General features: G+C 70.7%; 16 protein-coding genes. 11 read left to right on the top strand and 5 right to left on the bottom strand.

The genetic code is table 11. The features are described from left to right. Positions 1-148: 148 nt before the first annotated feature. From ACFYTQ_RS07175 to ACFYTQ_RS07155, 5 genes are read left to right on the top strand one after another with little or no spacing between them, the layout of a single operon-like run. Complete coding sequence (locus ACFYTQ_RS07175; RefSeq protein ID WP_387357756.1) at positions 149-2,509, top strand: hypothetical protein; 2,361 nt, start codon at positions 149-151, stop codon at positions 2,507-2,509. Then, complete coding sequence (locus tag ACFYTQ_RS07170; RefSeq protein WP_387357754.1) at positions 2,506-4,977, top strand: aminotransferase class III-fold pyridoxal phosphate-dependent enzyme; 2,472 nt, start codon at positions 2,506-2,508, stop codon at positions 4,975-4,977. The genes ACFYTQ_RS07175 and ACFYTQ_RS07170 overlap by 4 nt, the downstream gene beginning before the upstream one ends. 46 nt (positions 4,978-5,023) lie before the next feature. Continuing rightward, on the top strand, positions 5,024-5,299 hold the full coding sequence (locus ACFYTQ_RS07165) for an acyl carrier protein (RefSeq protein WP_387357752.1): 276 nt from the start codon (positions 5,024-5,026) through the stop codon (positions 5,297-5,299). Next, complete coding sequence (locus ACFYTQ_RS07160; RefSeq protein WP_387357750.1) at positions 5,296-7,653, top strand: MMPL family transporter; 2,358 nt, start codon at positions 5,296-5,298, stop codon at positions 7,651-7,653. The genes ACFYTQ_RS07165 and ACFYTQ_RS07160 overlap by 4 nt, the downstream gene beginning before the upstream one ends. After that, entirely contained in the window at positions 7,637-8,953 is a 1,317-nt protein-coding gene (locus tag ACFYTQ_RS07155) for a phytoene desaturase family protein (protein ID WP_387357748.1), read from the top strand. The genes ACFYTQ_RS07160 and ACFYTQ_RS07155 overlap by 17 nt, the downstream gene beginning before the upstream one ends. 118 nt (positions 8,954-9,071) lie before the next feature. On the opposite strand, the gene ACFYTQ_RS07150 is transcribed toward ACFYTQ_RS07155, so the two are convergent. Continuing rightward, the gene (locus ACFYTQ_RS07150) at positions 9,072-9,671 is read right to left on the bottom strand and encodes a Uma2 family endonuclease (protein ID WP_387357746.1); all 600 of its coding nucleotides are present in this window, start codon (positions 9,669-9,671) and stop codon (positions 9,072-9,074) included. A gap of 169 nt (positions 9,672-9,840) precedes the next feature. On the opposite strand from ACFYTQ_RS07150, the gene ACFYTQ_RS07145 reads away from it, so the two are divergent. From ACFYTQ_RS07145 to ACFYTQ_RS07135, 3 genes are read left to right on the top strand one after another with little or no spacing between them, the layout of a single operon-like run. Then, entirely contained in the window at positions 9,841-10,686 is an 846-nt protein-coding gene (locus tag ACFYTQ_RS07145) for a methyltransferase domain-containing protein (protein ID WP_387357744.1), read from the top strand. A gap of 56 nt (positions 10,687-10,742) precedes the next feature. Continuing rightward, on the top strand, positions 10,743-11,354 hold the full coding sequence (locus tag ACFYTQ_RS07140; protein ID WP_387357743.1) for a hypothetical protein: 612 nt from the start codon (positions 10,743-10,745) through the stop codon (positions 11,352-11,354). After that, positions 11,351-12,379 (top strand): lanthionine synthetase LanC family protein, encoded by a 1,029-nt coding sequence (locus tag ACFYTQ_RS07135; protein ID WP_387357973.1) that lies wholly within the window; start codon positions 11,351-11,353, stop codon positions 12,377-12,379. The genes ACFYTQ_RS07140 and ACFYTQ_RS07135 overlap by 4 nt, the downstream gene beginning before the upstream one ends. A gap of 6 nt (positions 12,380-12,385) precedes the next feature. On the opposite strand, the gene ACFYTQ_RS07130 is transcribed toward ACFYTQ_RS07135, so the two are convergent. The 4 genes from ACFYTQ_RS07130 to ACFYTQ_RS07115 form a co-directional block, all read right to left on the bottom strand. Then, entirely contained in the window at positions 12,386-13,588 is a 1,203-nt protein-coding gene (locus ACFYTQ_RS07130; protein ID WP_387357742.1) for a JmjC domain-containing protein, read from the bottom strand. Next, the gene (locus ACFYTQ_RS07125; protein ID WP_387357741.1) at positions 13,506-16,748 is read right to left on the bottom strand and encodes a type 2 lanthipeptide synthetase LanM family protein; all 3,243 of its coding nucleotides are present in this window, start codon (positions 16,746-16,748) and stop codon (positions 13,506-13,508) included. Before ACFYTQ_RS07125 ends, ACFYTQ_RS07130 begins: the two co-directional genes overlap by 83 nt. A gap of 13 nt (positions 16,749-16,761) precedes the next feature. After that, positions 16,762-16,986, bottom strand: a complete 225-nt coding sequence (locus tag ACFYTQ_RS07120; protein ID WP_387357740.1) for a hypothetical protein — start codon at positions 16,984-16,986, stop codon at positions 16,762-16,764. A gap of 200 nt (positions 16,987-17,186) precedes the next feature. Then, positions 17,187-18,071: a LysR family transcriptional regulator gene (locus ACFYTQ_RS07115; RefSeq protein WP_387357739.1), complete on the bottom strand. Its 885-nt coding sequence runs from the start codon at positions 18,069-18,071 to the stop codon at positions 17,187-17,189. A 114-nt stretch (positions 18,072-18,185) separates the two neighbouring features. On the opposite strand from ACFYTQ_RS07115, the gene ACFYTQ_RS07110 reads away from it, so the two are divergent. From ACFYTQ_RS07110 to ACFYTQ_RS07100, 3 genes are all read left to right on the top strand, one after another. Further along, entirely contained in the window at positions 18,186-18,977 is a 792-nt protein-coding gene (locus ACFYTQ_RS07110) for an alpha/beta fold hydrolase (protein WP_387357738.1), read from the top strand. A gap of 23 nt (positions 18,978-19,000) precedes the next feature. Beyond that, positions 19,001-19,828 (top strand): alpha/beta fold hydrolase, encoded by an 828-nt coding sequence (locus ACFYTQ_RS07105; RefSeq protein ID WP_387357737.1) that lies wholly within the window; start codon positions 19,001-19,003, stop codon positions 19,826-19,828. Between the two features lie 126 nt (positions 19,829-19,954). Further along, a complete protein-coding gene (locus ACFYTQ_RS07100) occupies positions 19,955-21,127 on the top strand; it encodes an FAD-dependent oxidoreductase (protein ID WP_387357736.1) in 1,173 nt (390 codons plus the stop codon). The last annotated feature ends 149 nt before the right edge of the window (positions 21,128-21,276 follow it).

Genomic DNA, 21,276 nt, shown 5'->3' with positions numbered 1-21,276 from the left:
GAAAAATCGCTCCTCCGGGTACGGTTGACTGCGGACCGAGCGGACTGGTTCACTCGTACCGGTGGGTGGCGTAATCGCACCGCACCAGATATCGGGGAGGTCGCTATTGCCCGCGTCGAATCGACCCCAATGCAGATTGATCGTCATCGTGAGCGATCACGATCAGGTAGCCGCGGCCGCCGCGCGCGCATTGACCGACCTCACCGGATCGGCGCGGTTCGGTCCCCGACCGGCCCCCGAACCCGACCGCGAGGAGTACCGGCAGGTGCTCGCGCGGGCGCGGCGCTTCCTCACCCTGGCCACCCCCGACGACACGTTCCGGCTGGTCGAGGCGCCCACGCTCGAGCGGATCCCCGACGCGCTGGCCGCCGCGGGCGTCGACGCGGCCGTGCTGACGCTGCTGGTCGTCGATCACGCCGACCACCGCTACCGCGTCACCGATCCGGCGGTGCCGGAGCGGCGGCTCGCCGAGCTGGCGGCCGCGCTGCCCGAGACGATCGAGTTCGAGCCCTCCCCGACGACCGTGCAGATCTACACCGATCCGCACGTCGACCCGTTCGTCGCGCTGGAGCGGTTCACTCCGCGCTGGCGGCCCGCGCAGGACTGGGTCGTCACCGCCGACATCGCCTGCGCGATAACCGATTCCGTGCACGCGCACCGCACCGACCGGTTCCGGCCCGACCTCGGCCGCAGCACCGTCGCCGCCGCGCTCGCGGCGTTCCTCGACCAGCGCGCGGGCGACGCGTGGGGCCTGCACTACTACACCGGTTCGGTGGTCGCCTCGTTCATCGACGATCTCGCCGAACACGCACGCGCACAGGGCAATCCGGTCGTGCGCGGCCCGAGCGAGCACAGCCTGGCCTGCTCGGCGCTGGCGCGCTGGTCGCTGGACCGCGCGCCGTTCCTCATCGTCACCACCAGCGGGATGCACGACGAGTTCCGCGGCACCCTCGCCAATCTGCACCGCGCGGCGGCGCCGGGGTTCATCGTCTGCGCCGATTCCCGTCCGGGACAATGGTATCCGTTCCAGGGCACCATCCACCGGCACGAGGATTCGCGAACGGCGTTGCGCGCCAGGGGTTTCGCGCTGGTGCACATCGCGGTCGCGGCCGACATCCCGCGCGGCCTGGCCGAGGCGTTCGCCCACTTCCGGGCCGGGCGCGGACCGGTGCTCGTCCTCGCCTCCCGCGACGTGCTCCAGGTCTCCGGTGAACTCGAACCGGTCGAGGTCGCGCCCGTCCCGCCCCGCGCCGATCCGATCGAGGTGCGCCCGAGCGCCTTCGAGGATCTGGTGGGCCTGCTCGGCTCCGCACCGAAGCGGCTGCTGTGCCAGCCCGCCGAACTCACCGATACCGGACGCGACCTGATCTACGCGCTGGCCGCGAAAGCCGGTATGGCGCTGGCGGATTCGCTGACCCGGCCCGGCGCGGTGGGCGCCTACCATCGCGGCGCCCCGGTGCCGGAGTTCCTGGGCACGATGAGCCTGTACGGCTACTCGTCGCGCGTCTACGAGTACCTGCACGCCGACGGCCGGGTGCGGCCCGCCGCCGACCAGGCGCTGTTGTTCGTCGACACCCCGATCGCGGAGATCGACACCCCGTTCTCCGAACCCGCGCTGCGGCGGCTCGCCCCGGCGCAGCTGGTATCCGACGAGCGCGACCGCGCCCCCTTCGCGGGGCCGGTGGTCACCGGGCACATCGAGAAGACGTTGCGCGCGTTGCTCGATCGGGTCGACGTCGACCCGGGGGTGCTCGCGCATCGCCGCGCGGCGATCGAGTCCACCACCGACTCCCGCTCGGATGTGATCGGGCTGCTGCCGATCCGGCCGATGACGATCAACTACTTCATCCGCCGCCTGCGCGCGGAGCTGGTGCGGCTCATCGAGGACGAGAACTACGACTACGTCGGCGTGTACGACGTGGGCCGCGCGGGCCTGTCGGCCACCTGCAATCTGCCCCGCACCGCAGTCGGCTACTCGGGGTGGTTCGGGCGCGCGCTCATGGGCGACGGTTTGCAGGCGCTGCCCGGGGTGATCACCCGCCGCGACACCAATGTGCTGGCCTTCATCGGCGACGGCGCCGCGGCCCTCACCCCCGACATCGTGCCGACGCTGGTGCAGCAGATCGCGGTCGACGGGTCGCCGTTCGCGCACAACCTGAGCATCTTCCGGTTCGTCAACGGCGGTCACTCGGTGATCCGCACCTACCGCGAGAGCCATCGGCTCGCCGCGATCGGCACCCAGACCGGCGTGCTCGGCTTCCTCGACGACGACTGGGACCGCACGGTCGGCGAGCTGAGCGTGCGGCACCGCCGGGTGCTGTCCTTCGACGACCTCGACCCGGACCGATTGACCCGGCCGCACAGCATCGACCTGTACAGCGTGCTGCTCGGGCACAACAACGAGGGCGACGGGCTGTCCATGATGTCGGCGTTCAGCTGGCAACGCGACGAATTGTCCGAGCGCGCACTGTCTCTGGCGGGTGTGCTGCCGGGTGGGAGGCCAACGTGAAATTCGGTTTTCTGGTGCATCCGGTCTCGGCCGACCAACAGCACATGATCCGCGCGGCCACCCTGCTGACCGCGACCATCGCCGGCCGCGCCGGGCGCGGTCCGGCCGCCCCGTTCCTGCCGGTGCCCTCCTTCGGCCGGGTCGTGTCCCCGACGGGCGCGACCTGTTCGGGCGAGGTGCGCTACATCCCCTACACCGCGCCGGATCTGCTGGGCCGGGTATCGGATTCGGTCGCCTACGTGGTCGAGCAGGTGCGGTCGCTGCGCGCCAACGGGGCCGAACTCGTCGGGCTGGGCGGGGCCACCTCGATCATCGGCAATCGCGGCGTGCGCATCGCCGAACAGGTCGACATCCCGGTCACCAGCGGCAACTCCCTCACCGTGCACGCCGCGCACCGCATGCTGCACCAGGTGCTCGACGCCTTCGGCGAGACGATCGAGGACGCGGTGATCGGGGTGGTGGGCGCGCCCGGCGCGATCGCCAGCGCCCTGGCCGCCCTCGCGCTGGCCGACGGGGCCTCGGTGGTGCTGGCCTGCCGCAAAGGACGGGTGAACCCGGAGCAGCTGCTCGCCGACTTCCCCGAACCGGATCGGGCCCGGGTCACGATCACCGACGATCTGGCCGACTGCCTGGCCCGCACGTCGATCGTGCTGGCCGCGTCCTCGAGCGGCGGCATCATCGCCGAGTCGGCGCTGCGGCCCGGCACGGTCGTCATCGATGTGGCGCTGCCCCGCGACGTGGTCCGCGCGGAGCGGCCGCGCGCGGATGTGCTGCTGCTCGACGGCGGTCTCATGGCGGCGGGCACCGCGCTGGGCGCGGGCTTCGGGCTGAGCGAACAGCTCAACGGCTGCCTCGCCGAGACCATCGTGCTCGCGCTCGAGGGCCGTGCCGAATCCTATTCCCTCGGAAGGGAACTCGATATCGCGCGGGTCGCGGAGATCGGCGCGCTCGCCGCGCGGCACGGCTTCCGGGTCGCCGCCCCGGCCGCGCTCGGCAGGCCGTTGCCGTCGGGACGGCTCGCCGAGTTCGCGGCCGTGCGCGGTCGGGCCCGCACCGTCGGCGGCGACGGCGCGCTGGCCCGGCAGCGCTTCGCCCGGCACATGAATCCGCAAGTGGGCGCGATGTATTCGGTGCACGGCATCGATCGGGTGTTCACCGCGGGCCACGGCGCGGTGCTGGCCACCGCGGACGGCACCGAGTACCTCGACTTCGTGGCGGGCTACGGCTGCCTCAACGTGGGCCACAACCATCCCGCGGTCACCCGCGCGGCGCGCGGCTTCCTCACCGGCGGGCAGCCCACCTTCGTGCAGTACACCTCGGTGCCCGCCCGCACCGGCGAACTCGCCGAACGGCTCTGTCACCTCGCGCCGGGCGCGATGGAACGGGTCTTCCTCAGCAACTCCGGCACCGAGGCGGTGGAGGCCGCGCTCAAACTGGCCCGCGCCGCCACCGGGCGCACGCGAATTGTGTACGCCGACAACAGTTTCCACGGCAAGACCCTGGGCGCGCTGTCGGTCACCGGCCGGGAGTCGCATCGCGCCCGGTTCGGGCCGCTGCTGCCCGACTGCGAGCGGGTGCCGTTCGGCGACGAGGCGGCGCTGCGGGCGGCGATCACGGGCGCGGCCGCGTTCATCGTCGAACCCGTGCAGGGCGAGGGCGGGGTGATCGTCGCGCCGCCGGGCTACCTCGCCGCCGCCGCGCGGATCTGCCGCGAGGCGGGGGCGCTGTTGATCGTGGACGAGATCCAGACCGGGCTGGGCCGCACCGGCACGCTGTTCGCCTGCGAGTCCCAGCTCGTCGAGCCCGACATCCTGTGCCTGGCCAAATCCCTGTCCGGCGGGCTGGTGCCGATCGGGGCGACGCTCAGCTCCGCGGAGGTCTGGGACGCCGCCTACGCCTCCCCCACCCGCGCCATCGCCCACACCTCCACCTTCGGCGGCGGCAACTTCGCCGCCGCCGTCGCGCTGGCCACCCTGGATGTGATTGTGGGCGAGGAACTCTCGGCGCGCGCCGACCGGCTCGGCAAGCGGCTGCGGGCCGGACTGGAACGGGTGTGCGCGCCGTTCGACTTCATCGCCGAGACGCGCGGGGTGGGCCTGATGAACGCGATCGCCTTCGATCCCGGCTACTTCGCGGGCGCGACCGGGGCCGCGGTGTCGGAGGCGCTGACCCGGCTGCCGGGCGGGCTGTTCGACCTCGCCGACACCCTGCCCGACGCGGTGCGCGAGAGCCTGCGGCAGGCGGGCGCGGCCGTCGAGGGGGCGTTGACCGATCTGCTGTGCATGCGGTTCGTGTCCGCGCTCGGCTCCGACCATCGCATCCTGACCTTCATCACCGCCAACACCAATCAGGTCATGCGCATTCAGCCGCCGCTGGTGGTGGACGAGGCCGATATCGACCGCTTCGTCACCGCCGCCGGGGAGGTGTGCGGCGCCCTGCAACACCGGCTCGGCCGCGGAACCCCCTAGCCGGGTTCGGACGAACCCGACACGCCCGACCATCGAGGAGGAACTCTTGGATCGCAACCTCATTCGCCAGCGGGTCATCCGAATGCTCAGCGACACGCTGAGTATGTCGGCGGACGAACTGGACGACGAAAAGATCGATCTGCGAGACGATCTCGGTATGGATTCCATCGATTTCGTCGATCTCATCGAACTGCTCGAGGCGGAACTGGGCCGGACCGTCGAGCGCGAACAACTGGCCGGCGTGCGCACCATCGGCGACACCGTCGACATGGTGAGCGAACTCGCCGCCCGCGACGTGATCGCCCCCGGAACCGACCGATGACGGGCCGGTCCGACACCGCGCCCGCCGAGCACCGGCCCGAGGACCCGGGCGCCGCGCCCGCGGCCGCGGGAACGGGTTGGGCGGCAGCAGTTTCGGGCTTCGCCGAACGCAATCGGTGGCGACTGGTCGGGGTGTGGGTGCTGCTGCTCGTCCTCGGCGCGCTGAGCGCGGTCTCGCTCACCGGCACGCTGCGCTCCGGCGGCTGGGACGTCGCCGGATCCGGCACGGTCGCGGTGCGGGAGCTGTTGTCGGAGGGACTGCACGGGCGCGGCGCCACCACCGCCGTGCTCGTGGTCCACGACCGCGACAACACCGCCTCGAATCCGGCCTTCGATCAGCGCACCCGCGAGGTGTTCGACCAGGTGCGCGCGGATCCGCGGCTGCGCGCGGAGAGCGGCTTCGGCTACAGCACCCTGTCCCCGCTCGCGCGCGGCACCTTCCTCGGCAAGGACCGGGCCACGGCAGTGACCTCCATCGGGTCGGGCCTCGACGACGACGCGGCGACCAAGGAGCTGCCCGGGATCGAGAAGGATCTGCACGCCCGCTTCGACCCGCAGGGGCTCGATGTGGCGCTGGTGAACGTGCAGATCTTCCAGGGCGCGGTGAACGAGGACGCGATCCTGAGCCTGGTGCGCGCCGAGGCGATCGCGCTGCCGCTGGTCGCGCTGGTGCTGTTGCTGTTGTTCCGCAGCGTGGTCGCGGTGGTGGCGGCGATGGCGACGACGCTTACCAATGTGGTGTTCGCCCTGGGCATTCTGGGGGTGGTGGCGCGGCACGTCGAGCTGTCGGTGTTCGTGCAGAACGTCGTGCTCATGTTCGGTCTCGGTGTGGGCGTGGACTATTCGCTGATCATGATCAAACGGTTCAAGGAGGAGCTCGCCGCCGGGCGGGACGTGCCCGCGGCGGTCGCGGGCACGCTGTCCACCGCCGGGCACACCGTCGTCGCCTCGGGCGTGACGATCATCGCCGCGGCGGCCGCGCTGTTCGTGGTGCCGCTCAACGCGATCGTGTCGCTGGCCGCGGGCGCGGCCCTCGTGGTGGCGATCGCGGTGCTGGTGTCGAGCCTGCTCACCCCGGTGCTGCTGCATCTGCTCGGGCATCGGATCAACAAGGGCGCGGTCCGGCTGCCCGCCCGCCTCGGCGGCGGCGCGGAGACCGCGACCGACGAGGAACTCACCGAACATCGTTGGTACCGTGCGGCATTGGCGGTCATGCGCCGCCCGCTGGCGTTCCTGGCCGCGGGCGGCGCGGTGCTGATCCTGCTGGCGATTCCGGCGTTCTCCATGACGTTGTCGCTGCCGGATCTGCGGATGCTGCCGGAGTCCTCGCCGGTGCGGATCGGCTCCGAGCACATCGCCGACCAGTTCGGGCCCAGCGCGGCGCTGCCGATCCAGGTGGTGGTGCAGAGTCCCGGGCCGGTCACCGATCCGGCGGCGGCCGACGCGCTGACCCGGTTCGTGGCCGATCTGGGCACGTTACCCGATGTGCAGGTGGTGAATTCGGCGCTCACCGCCGCGCGGCAGGTCTCCCCCGCGAATCCGTTCGGCGCCCTGGATCCGGCCGCCTACGACCGGCTGCCCGCCGACGCGCAACAGGGTGTGCGGTATTTCGTGACCCCGGACGCGCATCGGTTCGTGGTGGAGGTCGTGCCGTCCACCCAGCCCGCCGACCCGGCGACCGAACGGCTGCTGAACCGGGTCACCGATCGCGCGCACGAGCTGCCCGCGCCGCTGACCGCCGAGGTGGGCGGGATCGCGCAACGCTCCCAGGACGTGAACCGGGTGATCTCCGACAGCATGCCGCTGGTGATCGGGCTGATGCTGATCGCGGTGTACGTGGTGTTGCTGGTGTCGTTCCGGTCGGTGTTCCTGCCGTTGAAGGCCATCGCGATGAACGTGCTCTCGGTGGGGGCGAGCTTCGGCGTGCTGGTGATGTTCTTCCAATACGGTTGGAGCGGTGGGCTTTTCGACCACTCCGGGTTCCTGGTGTCGTTCGTGCCGTCGCTGATCCTGGCGATGATCGTGGGGTTGAGCACCGACTACGAGGTGTTCCTGTTGAGCCGCGTGCGCGAGGAGTACCGCGCGAGCGGCGACAACCGGTTGGCGGTGGCGCGCGGCATGGCCCGCACCGCGCCGCTGATCACCGGCGCCGCGGTCCTGATGATCGTGGTGTTCGGCGCGTTCGGACTCGCCGGGAACATGCTCATGCAGCAGATGGGCATCGGCCTGGCGGTCGCGGTGGCGTTGGACGCGACGCTGGTGCGCATCGTGATCGTGCCCGCGGCGATGAAACTGATGGGACGCTGGAACTGGTGGCCGACGTCCCCGGGAGGCAGTCATGCAAGCGAACGATGAACACTACGACGTGCTCGTGGTCGGCGCGGGCATCGGCGGCGTGTGCGCGGCCACGCTGCTGGCGCAGCAGGGGTATCGAGTCCTGTTGACCGAGCGGCTCGATCGTCTCGGCGGCCGGGCCTCGACCGAGAACATCGACGGGTTCCTGGTCAACACCGGTGCGGCGGCGTTCGAATTCGGCGGGGCGCTCGAGCGGGTGTGCGAGACGGTCGGCGTGCCGTACGGGGTGCGGGTGCCGCGGCCGATGGTGGTGTTGCGGCTGGGCCGGATGAAGGTCGATCTGACTCCCGTGCTCGGCGGGTGGGCCAATCCGGTGTTCCGGTGGATCTGCCGGGTGAGCCTGGACCGCTTACCTCGGCTGGCGGCCAAGCGCGGGGTGCGGCCGGAGGAGGTGACGTTCCAGCAGTGGCTGCACCGGTTCACGAAGAACCGCGCGATCTACGCCATGTTGCGCAATCCGCTGGCGTCGTTCTTCTGCACCGAGGCCGACGAGCTGCCCGCGGCGGCGGTGTTCACGTTCTTCGCGCGCAATACGGGCTTGCGGCGCTTCGGTTTCCATCCCGAGGGCAGCATCGGCGTGTCGCGTGCGCTGGCGGACCGGTTCACCGAATTCGGGGGCCGGCTGCGCACCGCCACCGAGGTGACCTCGCTGCGGATCGAGGACGGCCGGGTCACCGGGGCGGTGCTCGCCGCCGAGGGCACCGAGGTGAGCATCGAGTGCCGCGCCGCGATCAGCGACGCCGGGCCGCGCGGCACGGTGGAACTGGTTGGCGCGCAACACTTTCCGGAGGACTACCTGCGCGGGGTGAAGAACGCGCGCCCCGCGCCGCTGCTGGCGGTCAACTTCGCGATGCCGAAATCGCTGGGCCGCTTCGGGGCGATGACATTCGGCCCGACCCGACACAACCGCCTGCTGGAGCTGATCAACTTCACCGCGACCTGCCCGGAGATGGCCCCACCCGGCTGGCACCTCTACCTCGGCTGGGGACTGCCCGCGACGACCGGGTCCGGTTTCGACGCCGAACACGAAACCAGCCTCCTGCTCGAGGACCTCACCGCCGCGGTACCCGGATTCGACTCGGCCCGAGTACTTTCGGTGAACGTCAACCGCGACGACTGGCCGGGCCAACACGCCGCCCCCGGCACCGACCTCCCCCCGGCCACCCCCATCCCGAACCTGTGGAACGTCGGCGACGGCGTGAAGGATTTCGGCGACGGCGGCATGGAGTCGGTGGCGAAAACCGCCCGGGCAGTGGTGGACACGATCCTGCGCGAGCTACCGGTGGCGGCGGGAAAGTAAGTGTAACCGCGAGTTACATCTACTTTGGTTTCGGGAGAACGACCCGAGTGGGTCGAGTAGCAGCATAGCGGATCGTCACCGCATGCGCAGCTCGACCCGCGCCGGACAACACCTGGACCTAGGGCTGTTCCAAGACGTCGAACGGGATTGTCGCCTCGACCGGATCGTCGAGCAGCAGGACGCGGCGGTGGACGGTGTGGGCTCGGTACCGGCGGCCCGACCAGTCGAGTCGGTACTCTTCGATCTCCTCGATGCGTTCTTCCTTCTGGTCCAGTCGGACGATCAGATAGCGCGGAATGCCCGCGGTCGCGTACTGGATTCGTTTGTCGGTGATGTCCGCGTCGATGGTGGATTCGGAGGTGACCTCCGCGACCAGCAGGATGTGGTCGCGCACGGTGTTCACGTCGTAGGGGTCGCAGTCCCGGATGAGGATGTCGGGATAGCGGATGTTCAACCGGCGGTCTTCGGCCGTCGCCTCGGCGTCGGCGAACCGCACCGCGATGTCGGAGTCCACGATCAGGCACGGGCCGCCGTCACGTCGCGCGGCCTCCAATGTCCCAGCGAGCCGACGCACCACCCGACTGTGCACCGGACTCTGGGCCATCATTCGGATCACCCGGCCGTTCACGATCTCGATGTCACCGAGACCGTCCGCTGCCCGATCCGCGAACTCTTGCGCGGTCAATCGCAAGACGGTTTGTTCGTCCGGAGCGCTCATACGCCCATCATCGCAGGCCGTCGGTCAGCTTCGTGCGATCCCCGGGCCCGCGGCCGATACATGCCGAACGGCCGCCCCGATCGCGTATGTTGGCGGCGTGGGGACATCGGATTCTTGCTCGTCGTCGTGGTTTCGGGAGCAGCGGGAGTTCTGGTGGAACGAGGACTTCGTGGGGTTGTTGGCTCGGCGGTGGGGGTTGGGGGATGTGGGGGTGGTGGCGGATGTGGGGTGTGGGGTGGGGCATTGGGGGCGGGTGTTGTTTCCGCATTTGGGGGGTGGGGGGCGGTTGGTGGGGATCGATCGGGAGGGGGAATGGGTGGGGCGGGCTCGGGAGATGTTTCGGGAGGTTTTTCCGGGGGCGGTGGCGGCGGGGCGGGTGGAGTTCCGGACGGGGGATGTGTTGGGGCTCGATGTCGCTGGGGATTCGTTCGATGTGGTGACGTGTCAGACGTTGTTGATGCATCTGGCCGAGCCGGGGCGGGGGTTGGCGGAGATGATTCGGGTGACCAAGCCGGGTGGGCTGGTGGTGTGTGTGGAGCCGAGCAATCTGTTCAATCTGACGGCGTTCGATTCGGTTGCGGCGGAACAGGATACCGAGACGCTGGTGCGGCGGTTCGAGTTCTGGCTGCGGTATCAGCGGGGACGGGCCGCGCTGGGCCTCGGGGACATCTCCATCGGGGAGGCGTTGCCGGGCATGTTCGCGCGGGCGGGGCTGACCGATGTGCGGGTGTGGTTGCGGGACACGGCGTTTCCGGTCCTCGCGCCGTACGCGAGTGCCGAGCAGCGGGCGACCCTGGAATCGGTCCGCGCGTGGGAGGACGAGGAGACGGGGCCGTGGAATCGCGATCAGCTGCGACGGTATCTGCTGGCCGGGGGCGGGTCCGAGGCGATGCTCGACGCGCAGATCGCCGCCCTGCGCGCCGACGCGGACCGCGCGCGGGACGCGATCGCGCGCGGCGAATACCATTGCGCGGGCGGGGCGGTCGTGTATGTGGTGAGCGGTAGAAAACCGTGAGCCACAATGGCTTGTTCGACTCCGCGCGCCGAGCCGCGAGCGTAGCCTTGTAGGGCATGGATGAACGTTCAGCCGTCCCGATCACGGGCACATGGACGATCGAGTCCGTGACGGCGGACGCGCTGGTCCATCTGATCCTGCGCCGCGCGCTCCCGGCGGGCCGTCGTTTCCTCGGCGAAACCGATATCTCCTTGTCCGCCTTGGCGGGTCTGTCCCTCGATCAGCTGCTCGCCCCGGACGCGCCCGCCCGATTCCGGATCCTCCGCGACGCCGGGGTGCTCGCCTTCGACGGACAGGTCGGTCAGGGCCGCGGACGCGGCGAGTTCGCGTTCACGGCGGCGGCGGAACCCGCGACGCCGGAAGACCTGTTCACCTTGGCGATCCACGACATCGGCCGCGACTTCGTCGGCGCGTTCGACGATCTCGGCTACGACGACGCCACCGTCGCCGATCTGGTCGAGTTGCGCCTGCACGCGGTCACCCCGTCCTTCGTGCGTCAGCTCCGCGACCTCGGGTACGAACGGATCCCCCTCCCCCAGCTCGTCGAGCTGCGCGCGCACGGCGTCACCCCGAAGTTCATCCGCCACCTGCGCGACCTCGGCTACGCGAACGTCCCCGCCGACCAGCTCGTCGAGCTACGCGTCCACGGCCTGAGCGGCCTCCGCTGACCTCGCCGCAGGCCACGCGGGAGATCGCCGCCGCGCTGCACGCGGGCGCCCGCACCGCCCGCGACGGGAACCTGTACTGGGACCGGCCCGTCCTCCTCGGCCCCCACCTCTACGCCGGAACCACCGGAATCGCGCTGTTCTTCGCGGCCGCGTGGAACGTCCTCGGCGACAAGACGTTTCGAGACACGGCGCTTCGAGCCATCGCACCCCTGCGCGCGGACCTCCACGCCGATCACCCCCGGCCCCTACGACAGCCGATCGGCGGCCTCACCGGCATCGGGTCCCTCGTGTACGCCCTCGTCCGGATCGGTGATCTGCTGGGCGAGGACACCCTGGCCGACGACGCCCGGCGCGCGGCCGCCCTGCTGCTGCCCGGCCGCACCGACACACCCGAGGAACACGATGTGATGATCGGCGCGGCCGGGGCTGTCCTGGCATTGCTCGCCCTCGACGCGCGACACCCCGACCCCCTCCCCGGGGGAGAACGGCCCCTCGACCTCGCCCGGCACTACGGGCGGCGACTCGACGCGGCCGACAGCTGGAGGATCGCCGAAACCTTTGCGGCAGCGGGTTTCTGCCACGGCCGAGCGGGCATCGACACCGCCTTGGCGCGGCTGGGCGCACGCACCGGCGACCCTCGACCCCGGTACAAGGACCTCCCCCGATCCTGGTGCAAAGGAGCCGCCGGAATCGCCCTCGCCCACCTCGACCGGCCCGAGCTCGCCGCGCCGCTGCTCGAGGCCGCGGCCGCCCCGGTCCTCTCCGACACCGACGACCTCTGCTGCGGCACCTGCGGCCGGATCGACGTGCTCGTCCACGCCGCCACCACGCTTCGGGAACCGCGCCATCTCGACCAGGCGGCCGACCTGACCGACCGGATGCTGGCCCGCGCCCGCCGGAACGCGCGGTACGCGCTGCGGATCACCGGCGACCCCCGCCTCTTCCCGGGCCTCGCCGGAATCGGCTACACCCTGACCCGCCTGCACGCGCCCGACCGCGTCCCCTGCGTGGTGGCCCTGGCATAACGCCGCTCAACGGGGCCGCAACAGACCGTCCCGAATCAGCCTCCGCACCAACACGATTCGACTGCGCACACTCATCGCGTCGGGCAGTTCATCGATGCGGAACGCGCGATGGTCCCGGATGAACTCCAGCGTGGACAGGATCTCCCTCGGCCCCCGCACCCGCTTCGGCCCGAACGTGATGACGGCGGCATCCCCCGAGTTCTCCACCAGACAGACCAGCCCCGCCCGCCGCTCGACCACCGAATCCGGCCCGATCTCCCCCAGCCCGGCCAGCACCGCGAAATGGCCGTCCGCGGGAAAGGTCCGCGCGCCCACCTGCTCCTCCACCAGCGACCGCAGCGTCGCCTCGAACGACAGCGTCTTCCCGAGCCGCTCCAGCAGCTCCGCGAAGACCGGCGCCATACGTTCGCGCACCCGCGGGTCGCCCACGAACCCCGGGGGCAGATCCTGGCGCAGATCGACATCCTCGAGCGCCGCCAACTCCAGCGCGCGGGTGAAGAAGTCCACCCAGCCCACCGGATGCAGCGAGATCGTCAGGTGCAGCGAAAGCTCCTCCGCCGCAACGGCTCTGTGGAAGTAGCCGCGCGGCAGATAGACGACGTCGCCCGCCTCGAGCAGCGGGTTCTCCCGCAGCGTCAGCTCCTCCTCCGCCCAGTCGAGCCCCTGGACGTGCCGATGGGACCGCTGCGAGCCGAGGGGCCGCTCGTAGATCGGATCCCAGATGAACCAGCGTTTGGATCCCGCGAGCTGGACGATGAACGAGTCCAGCGTGTCGGCGTGGGTCGGGAACGCCTGCGTGCCGGGCGGGGTGAGGAACAGATTGAACCCGATCCCCACATCGAGCGCCTCCTGCAATCCGGCCGCCAGCGAACCCAGTGGCGGCCAGAGTTTTTCGACGCCGATCAGCCGGAGGGTGTCCCCGGAGAGGAAGGCGTCGTAGAGCCGGTCCTTGCCGATGGCCGACACCGCGGTGAGCGTCGGCGCCCGCCCACTGCCCGCGGCGGGAATGATCTGGAGGATCTTCGACGTGCGGTTGGCCGCCGTCATCAGACAGGCGTCGAAGTCCGCGAGGGAGAACAGGTCGCCGAGATGGTTCCGGTCGCCGCGCTGGCGAACCAGGGTCGCCTTACCCCAATAATCTTCGAGGAACTCGTGTTTGGTGACCGGAGCGATCAATGTCTCCAGGCCGGGGTTCTCTCGACGCGTCATGGTGGCCAGTTCCTTCCGCAGGTGGCGGTCCGTCCAGGAGCAGTACCGAGGGAACCCGGTCCGGTGCGGCGAGCCGCAGCAGCTCGTACCCGATCCCGGCGAGACCGTCCAGCAGGCCGGGGGTCTCCACGTCCAAGGGCACGCCGCAACGCCAGCCGTGCTCGGTCATCCCGGCGAGACTGTGCGAAACCCGTTCGGCCAGTGCGGTTTTCCGATCGGCCTCCGGCAGGGCCCGGCTGACCTCCAGGAGCAGATCGAGCGCGCCCGAGTCGCCGTGGCAGAGCGAGTGATTCGCGCCGAAGCCGTTGTCGTACGTCGTCCGCACGGCGATGTCGAGGTCCTCCGTGAGGCGGTCGTCGTCGAGATGGGCGCGCATGCGCAGGCGGCTCAGCCCGATCCCGCACGCCCCGTGACACCAGGCGGTCATGGGCGCGCGCCCGGGGCGCCGCAGGTCGGCCCAGTTCCCGTCCGATCGGTGGGCGCGTTCGAAGGCGACCGCGTCCAACGCGGTACGGGCGTAGGCGTCCACACCGGTCTGGGCGAACAGTTCGGTCAGGGCCCACGCGAATCCCGATGCGCCGTGCGAGAAACCGGTCAGAGGACGGACGGGAGACGAGGCGCCCACCCATCCCGCGCCGCCCGCGGACGGGTGGGCGCGGGCGACGAGCCGGTCACCGAGTCGGCGGGCGAGGTCGAGCGGGCGCGGGTCGCCCGTGGTCCGGTGCAGGAGCAGCAGCGGGACGATCGCTCCGGCGGTTCCCCGGATCACGTCCAGATGTTCGTCGGCGTCCGCCCGTGCCTCGAGGCGACGGACCATGGCCTCGGTCTCGGCGAGCACGGCCGGGTCGTTCCACAGGTGGGCGAGGTGGATCCACAGATGGAGCAGTCCGCCCCAGCCGTCGAAGGCGCCGATACCGTCCGGGCCGGACCGCCGGGCCAGCATCGCGCGCAGGGTCGCCCAGGCTTCCCGGGCCACGATCCCGAACTCCGCGCGGCCGAGGCGGGCCTCGGCGTAGGACAGGAACAGGATGACGCCGGGCAGGCCGCCGTAGAGGTCCACCCCGAGCGAACGCGGTTGCCAGCCACGGCCTTCCGCGTAGCACAGTCCGAGCCACGAGGCGCGGCCGTCGCGCCGACGGGCGAGCCGCACGACGCGGTCCGCGACCGCCGCCGCCTGGGCGAGCAGGCGGTCCCGGTCGGCCGGGGGCGTCGCGGACGGCGGCGGGTATCGCCGGAAGGTGGTCTGGCGATTGAGGTCCAGCGTGCTCATCGAGGCGCGGATGTACCAGAGTTGTCTGCGCAGGTCGGTGTCGTCGAAACCGGCCAGGCGACAACGGATCATCTCCCAGCCCGAGCGGACGAACAGGCCCTCGACGCGCTCGCCTTCGCTGGTCCACACATCGTGGGCGTCGACGCGGGTGTGGAAGTACGGGATCTCGCCGCGCCGCAGGTCGTCGCGTTCGCTGGGCAGCAGGCGCAGCGCGATGTGGGGGTATCGGGTGCGGTCGAGGCCGAACCAGAGGCGATCGATCAGGCGTTCGCGGTCGAGGGCGTCGCGCAGATGCTCGGGGTGGAAGCTCTGGCGGATGATCTTGTCGTAGAACCCGGTGGCCCGGAACACCACGCGGATCTCGTCGCCGCGCAGCGCGGCCAGCGGGCCGCCGGGGGCCGCGAGCCGGTCGCGATGCGCCGCGATGATCCGGTACACCGAGGTGAAACCCGCCTCGATGTCCGCGACGAAATCGCCCGCGTACAGCGCGGATCCATTGAGCTCCGGGCGATTTCGCGCGCCGGACAGTGCGCGCCGCCGGAACGACAGGTGGGCCCGGTCGGTGCCGAGGCGCTCCCACCGCGGCAGGGGGTCGGCCGACAGCTGTCCTTCGCGGGATCCGAGACCGCTGCGGTCGACGCCGTTGTCGTCCGGGCGGAAGGGCAGCAGCATCGTGCCGATCACCGAGGTCGCCAGCTCGAATTCCGCAGCGGAGTCGTAGGAGTGCGCGCACGCCTGACCGAAGTCGGGAGTGGCGAGCGTTTCGAGGTCGATGGGGACCGGGAACTCGCCCGCCGCAATGAGATTCGCGTAGTGGAAGTCGTTGGCATTCATCAGGTAGAGGGCCGCGAGCAGGGCGCCTTGGCGTTCGTAGAACCGGTGGGCCGCCGCCTCGTCGCGGCAGGGGGCGTGCGCGATGAACTCGGCCCAGCCGTACGCGCCACGGTCCAGGGTTCGCGGAATCCGTAGCGCGGGCGCGCCTTTCCCGTGCAACCAGCTCAGCAGCGCACCGAAATGACGGTCGATGCCCAGCGGCCGCGGCTTGTAGAGCACGCGGCGCTCGTCCGCGAAACGCAGGGCGCAGACCTCGCGGCCGCGGCGGTGCGCATCGCCCAGTCCCGTCTCGACGCCTGTCAGTGGACCAGGCCCGAACGTGGCGGTGAGGGTGTCCCAGTCGGCGCACACGCGGCGCAGTAGTTCGACGGCGGCCCCTGTCCAGTCGTCGAGGTATTCGGTCAGCGCTCGGGCGAGGACCGGATATCGTGCCAGGAATCGCAGCGCCTCGGCGGGGGCGCGCAAGCGGTCCACATAGCCGCGGAAACGCGCGGCCGAATCCCGCTCCGGCAGCGTTCCCCGGAGGGTGGCGACGCGCAGGTCGAGGATCACCGCGCGATTGATGCGGTCGTCGAGCCGGGCGGTCAGGGCGTCGAGCAGCCGCTCGATCACGGTGTCCCAGTGGATGTCCGCGTCCGGGCGGCGGCGCGCTAGTTCGGCGGCGGTGTCGGTCAATACGGTCTGTGCCCGGCCGATGAGGGGTCCGACGACCGGGATCGGACGAGCGTGCGGAATCTCGTACGCGCGGTGCAGATCGGACAGCCAGGGCGGCGTGCGCGGCATCCGGGTTCGGAGCGCGTCGGCGGATTCGCCGAGCAGCGCCACAAAGGTCGGCTCGTCGAGAGCGTCGAATTCCAGTCGGCGAGTGAAATATTCGTCGTCGCGAAAAGGGGCTTGGGCGCGCCACTGTTCCAGGCGGCGTCGCGCCGTGGCGGCCCGGTCGGCATTGTCGAATCCGCGCCCGGGGGCGTCCGGAGCAATGCGGCGTTCGTCGAGTGTGAGGGCGTTCCACCACATCGCGACGTGCCGCGGATGCCCCCGCTCATCCGCAGCCATTATCGAGAATCGCTCAGCAAGTACAAATCACCATTGCCTGCGATTCCCCTTCCTCCTGGGAATCGGTGCCGGTGTAGAGCATCTGGGCGCCGCCCTCGAGTCCGCTGCTCACGGATTCGAGGCTGTCGTCGCTGAGTTCGGCGGCGCCGATCCCGCCGGCGGCGACGACCGCGTCCCGCTCGTCGGGCCGAAGCGATCGGAAGTAATCCGTGTCCTCGAGCGCGCGGGCGATTTCCATTTGATCGAGCATGACCTTCTCCTGGCGTGGTGGGACTCGGGCTCCCGCGCCCCGAGCGATATCCCACGGGCCGCCCGATGAAAAGACAGCAACAGTATAGGTCCGTCGAGTCGGTATTCGGGGTGGAGTTACGATGTTGTGCGCGAGCGGATTTCGACGGAAACGGTCGCAGCCGGTCGGTATTTCCGGAACGCGATATTTCAGTCGGCGGCGGCGTGGCACGCCGCGATCAACGCGCGCAATTCCGGTCGCGGCGGATCCGGCCGGACCGCGAGGAAACTCGGCATGATCGCTTCGGGATCGCGCAGCGGACGCCAGACCACACCGGGGAACGACAGGCGCGCGGTCTGCGCGGCGTAGTACACCGTCCAGCTCGGCGCGCCGAATCCGATGGCGGCCAACGTGTCCTGTTCGGTGGTGAACTCGGGGCCCAGGATCGGTTCGAATCCCGCCTGCCGACAGCAGTCGGTGATCAGGTCGTGCAGGGCGGGATTGCGGGTGCGGCCGACGATGCGCAGCGGCAGGTCCGCGAACCGGGCGAGCTCGATCTCGCGCCGGACGGCCAGGTCGTGGGTGGCGGGCAGCGCGGCGAGCAGGCGGTCCGACCACAGCGGCAGCAGTTCCAGGTCCGGCACGTCGCGCGCGCCCCGCAGCACCGCCGCGTCCAGCTCGCCGGTGCGGACGCGTCGGATTCGCTCGTCGGCGTCGGCGGTGACCAGTTCGAGGTGGGCATCCGGTGCGGCGCAGGCGAATTCGCGCAGGATGATCTCCAGTCGCGCGCCCAGTCCGGTGCTGGTGCCCAGCCGGATCGTCGCGGCGCGTTCGGTGCGCAACTCGGCGACGGACTCGCGGGCCCGCGCGACCGTGGCCAGCACCTGCCGGGCGTGCGGGAGCAGGCGGGCGCCCGCCTCGGTCAGGCGCACGGTGCGGGTGGTGCGGTCGAACAGCGGCATGCCCAGGTCGCGTTCGAGGCGGGTGATCTGCTGGCTGACCGCGGACTGCACGATGTGCAGCCGTTGTGCCGCGCGGCCGAAGTGCAACTCCTCGGCCACGGTCAGGAAGTACTGCAACTGCCGGAGCTCCACGCCGGAAGATTAATCACTTTCCGTGATTACTGCCAGCTCGATCCGGTGGTTTTTCGGGATCACCGATCGGGGTTCGCTGAGGGCACGGGGAGCACGAGAGCGAGGAGTGGCGAAATGCCTTATCTGACAGTCGCGGACACGCGGCTCTACTACGAGGACCAGGGCGTCGGGCAGGCGCTGCTGTTCGTGCACGGGTGGGGTACGAGCGGGCGGGTCTGGGGCGCGCAGCAGGCGGAGTTCGTGGCCGGGTTCCGGGTGGTCACGCTGGATTGGCGGGGGTGCGGCCGGTCGGACCGTCCGGTGGCGGGCAATACCGTGGCCGGGGTCGTGGCGGATCTGGCGGAGGTCGTCCGGCTGCTGGGGCTGGATCGGCCGGTGGTGGTGGGGTCCTCGATCGGCGCGACCTTCGCGACCGAACTCGCGCTCACCCACCCGGATCTGCTGGGCGGGGTGGTCGCGGTGGACGGACCCGGCTACTGGCCGGGGCAGGGTATGCCGCTGGCGGAGATCATCACCGAAATGCGGTATCGGCGAGCCGATTTCGTCGGCAGGTGGGTGCCGAACTGGTACGCGCCGGGGACGCCGAGGGCGTTGGTGGACTGGACGATCGGGCAGATCCTCGACTCGGGTGTGTACATCGACGGGCAGTTCGCGGAGTTCGCCGCCTACGATCCGCGGCCTCGGCTGCCGGAGTTGCGGACCCCGATCCACTACGTGCACGGCGAGGTGGACGCGGAGATCCCGGTGGAGGTGGCGCGGGAGTGCGCGGCGCGCACACCGGGGGCGGACGTGACGGTGATCGCCGGGGCGGGTCACATGCCGCATCAGGAGCGGCCCGCCGAATTCGACGCCGCCCTGCGCGACGCGCTGCGCGAGTTCGCCGCGGTTCACGCCACCACTCGATAACGATTGCTGGACAGGAGATTTCGATGCGTACCACGACAGTTCGACTCACCGGCGGCGAGGCCACCGTCGCCTACGACCGCACCGGCAGCGGTCCCGCGGTGGTGCTGGTGCACGGGACGGCGGCGGGGCGGGAGCAGTGGGGGCCGCTCACCGAACGGCTCGCCGATCGCCGCACCGTGCTCGCGCTGGACTATTCGGGGTCGGGCGACACCGTCGATCACGGCGGCCCGCTCACGGTCGCCGATCTCGCGGCGGAGGTGCGGGCCGTGGCCGACGACGCGGGGGTGGATCGGTTCGACCTGGTCGGGCATTCGCTCGGCGCGGTGATCGCCGCGCACGTGGCCGCCACCGAACCCGAGCGGGTGCGGTCGCTGTTGATGCACGCGGGCTGGGTGCGCACCGACGCGCGGATGGACGCCGAATTCCGGTACTGGCTCGACCTTTTGGCGACGGGTGGGGCGCGGCTGTTCGCGGGGATGCTGCCGTTGCTGGCGTTCGGTCCGGGGTACTGGGAGCGGGTCACCGCCGAGGAGAACGCGGCACTGGTGGCGGCGCTGGCCGAGGCGATCGCGCCCGGCGCGGCGCGGCAGATCGAGGTCGATCGCGGGGTGGACCTCACGCCCCTGCTCCCCCGCATCACCGCCCCGACGCTGATCCTCGCCAGCGCCCACGACCGGCTCATCCCGGCCGAACAGCAACGGCGGCTCCTCGCGGGAATCTCGGATGCCCGGTACGCGGAGATCGACGCGGGGCACGGCGCTCCCGGCGAGACGCCGGAGGCGTTCCACGCCAAGGTGATCGGATTCCTCGACGCGCGAAACGAACTCGCGGCCGCCGCCGAACGCGGTTAGGGTGGGCGGTGGACGCGCGAAGACAGTGCCGGGTATGGGTTAGTCCCGGCGACGCCGAGCGTGTGAACACCACGATTCCGTGACCTGTGCGTCCCTTCCACGACAGCTGTATGCGAAGGGACGACCATGTCTTCTGTCATCATCATCGCCGGTGCGGGTGTGGGCGGGCTGGCGCTCGCCCAAGGCTTGCTGCGCCACGGTATCGAGACCGTGGTGTACGAGCGGGACGCGGCACTGGCTTCGCGGCGGCAGGGCTACCGGCTGCATCTGGACGCCGCCGCGCGCGACGCCCTGCACCGGGTGCTGCCCGCCGGTCCGGCCGCGCTGTTCGACGCCACGGCCGGAACACCGGCAGCGCGATTCACGCTGTTGAACAACACGTTTCGGGTGCTGTTCGCGCAGGAGTCGGAGGGGCCCGCCTACGCGGTGGATCGGCTGACACTGCGCTCCGTTCTGCTCAGCGGGATCGAGGACCGGGTCCGGTTCGCCACGGCGGTCACCGGATTCCGGATGGACGACGACGGGGTGACGGTCGACCTCGCCGACGGCACGACCGCGCGCGGGGATGTACTGGTGGGCGCGGACGGCATCAACTCCGTGGTGCGACGGCGGTACCTGCCGCACGCCCGCGTCGTCGAGACGGGTGTGTGGCAGATCTACGGCAGGATCCCGCTCACCGCAGAGACCCGAAACCTGTTCGACGACACCATGTTCGGCGTCTTCACGATGATCGCCGGCCCGGACGGGACCTTCCTCGGCGTCGCCCCCGTCGAGTTCCCCGAGAATCCCGCGGCCGCCGCCGCCCGCCTGACCCCCTCCGGCCGCCCCCTCCCCGCGGCGACCGACTACATGACCTGCTCCTTCGGCGCCCGCGCCGAATGGTTCGGCCCCACCCGGGACCGGCTGCTCACCCTGCCCGGCCCCGACCTGCACACGATCGTCGCCACCGCCGTCCGCGACTGGCACCCCCGAGCCCGAGCCCTGGTCGCCGCCTGCGCCCCGGACTCCCTGTTCGCCCTCCCTCTCCGCACCAGCGTCCCCATCCCACCCTGGCCCACCACCCGAACCACCCTCCTCGGCGACGCCATCCACGCCATGACCCCCGCCTCCGGCTCCGGCGCCTGCACCGCCCTCCGCGACGCCGCCACCCTCACCGAGGCCCTCACGACGAACGGCCCTCTCGACGCCGTGCGCGACTACGAACGCCGCATGATCGACTACGGTTTCGCCGCGGTCCGGGCGGGCGCGGCCGACGGAGAGCGGTTTCTGGGCCAGGATCCGCTGCCCGCAGGAGTTTGATCCCACGGGGAATCGCCCAGCGCCCATTGGCCTTTCGCGCCGCGCACACCGCTGCCGATCCAGCGGGTGTGCGGGCAACTCGAGGTCGTGGTGGGGAGCCGGTGGCCGAAAGCGCTCCATGTCAGCCGTCGGCTACGTGGCCTCGTGGG

Origin of the sequence: Nocardia sp. NPDC004068 (assembly GCF_042874315.1) — a bacterium.
Lineage (GTDB): Bacteria > Actinomycetota > Actinomycetes > Mycobacteriales > Mycobacteriaceae > Nocardia.
Note: the sequence above shows the minus strand (reverse complement) of the source record. Positions and strands in the feature narration are given on the sequence as shown.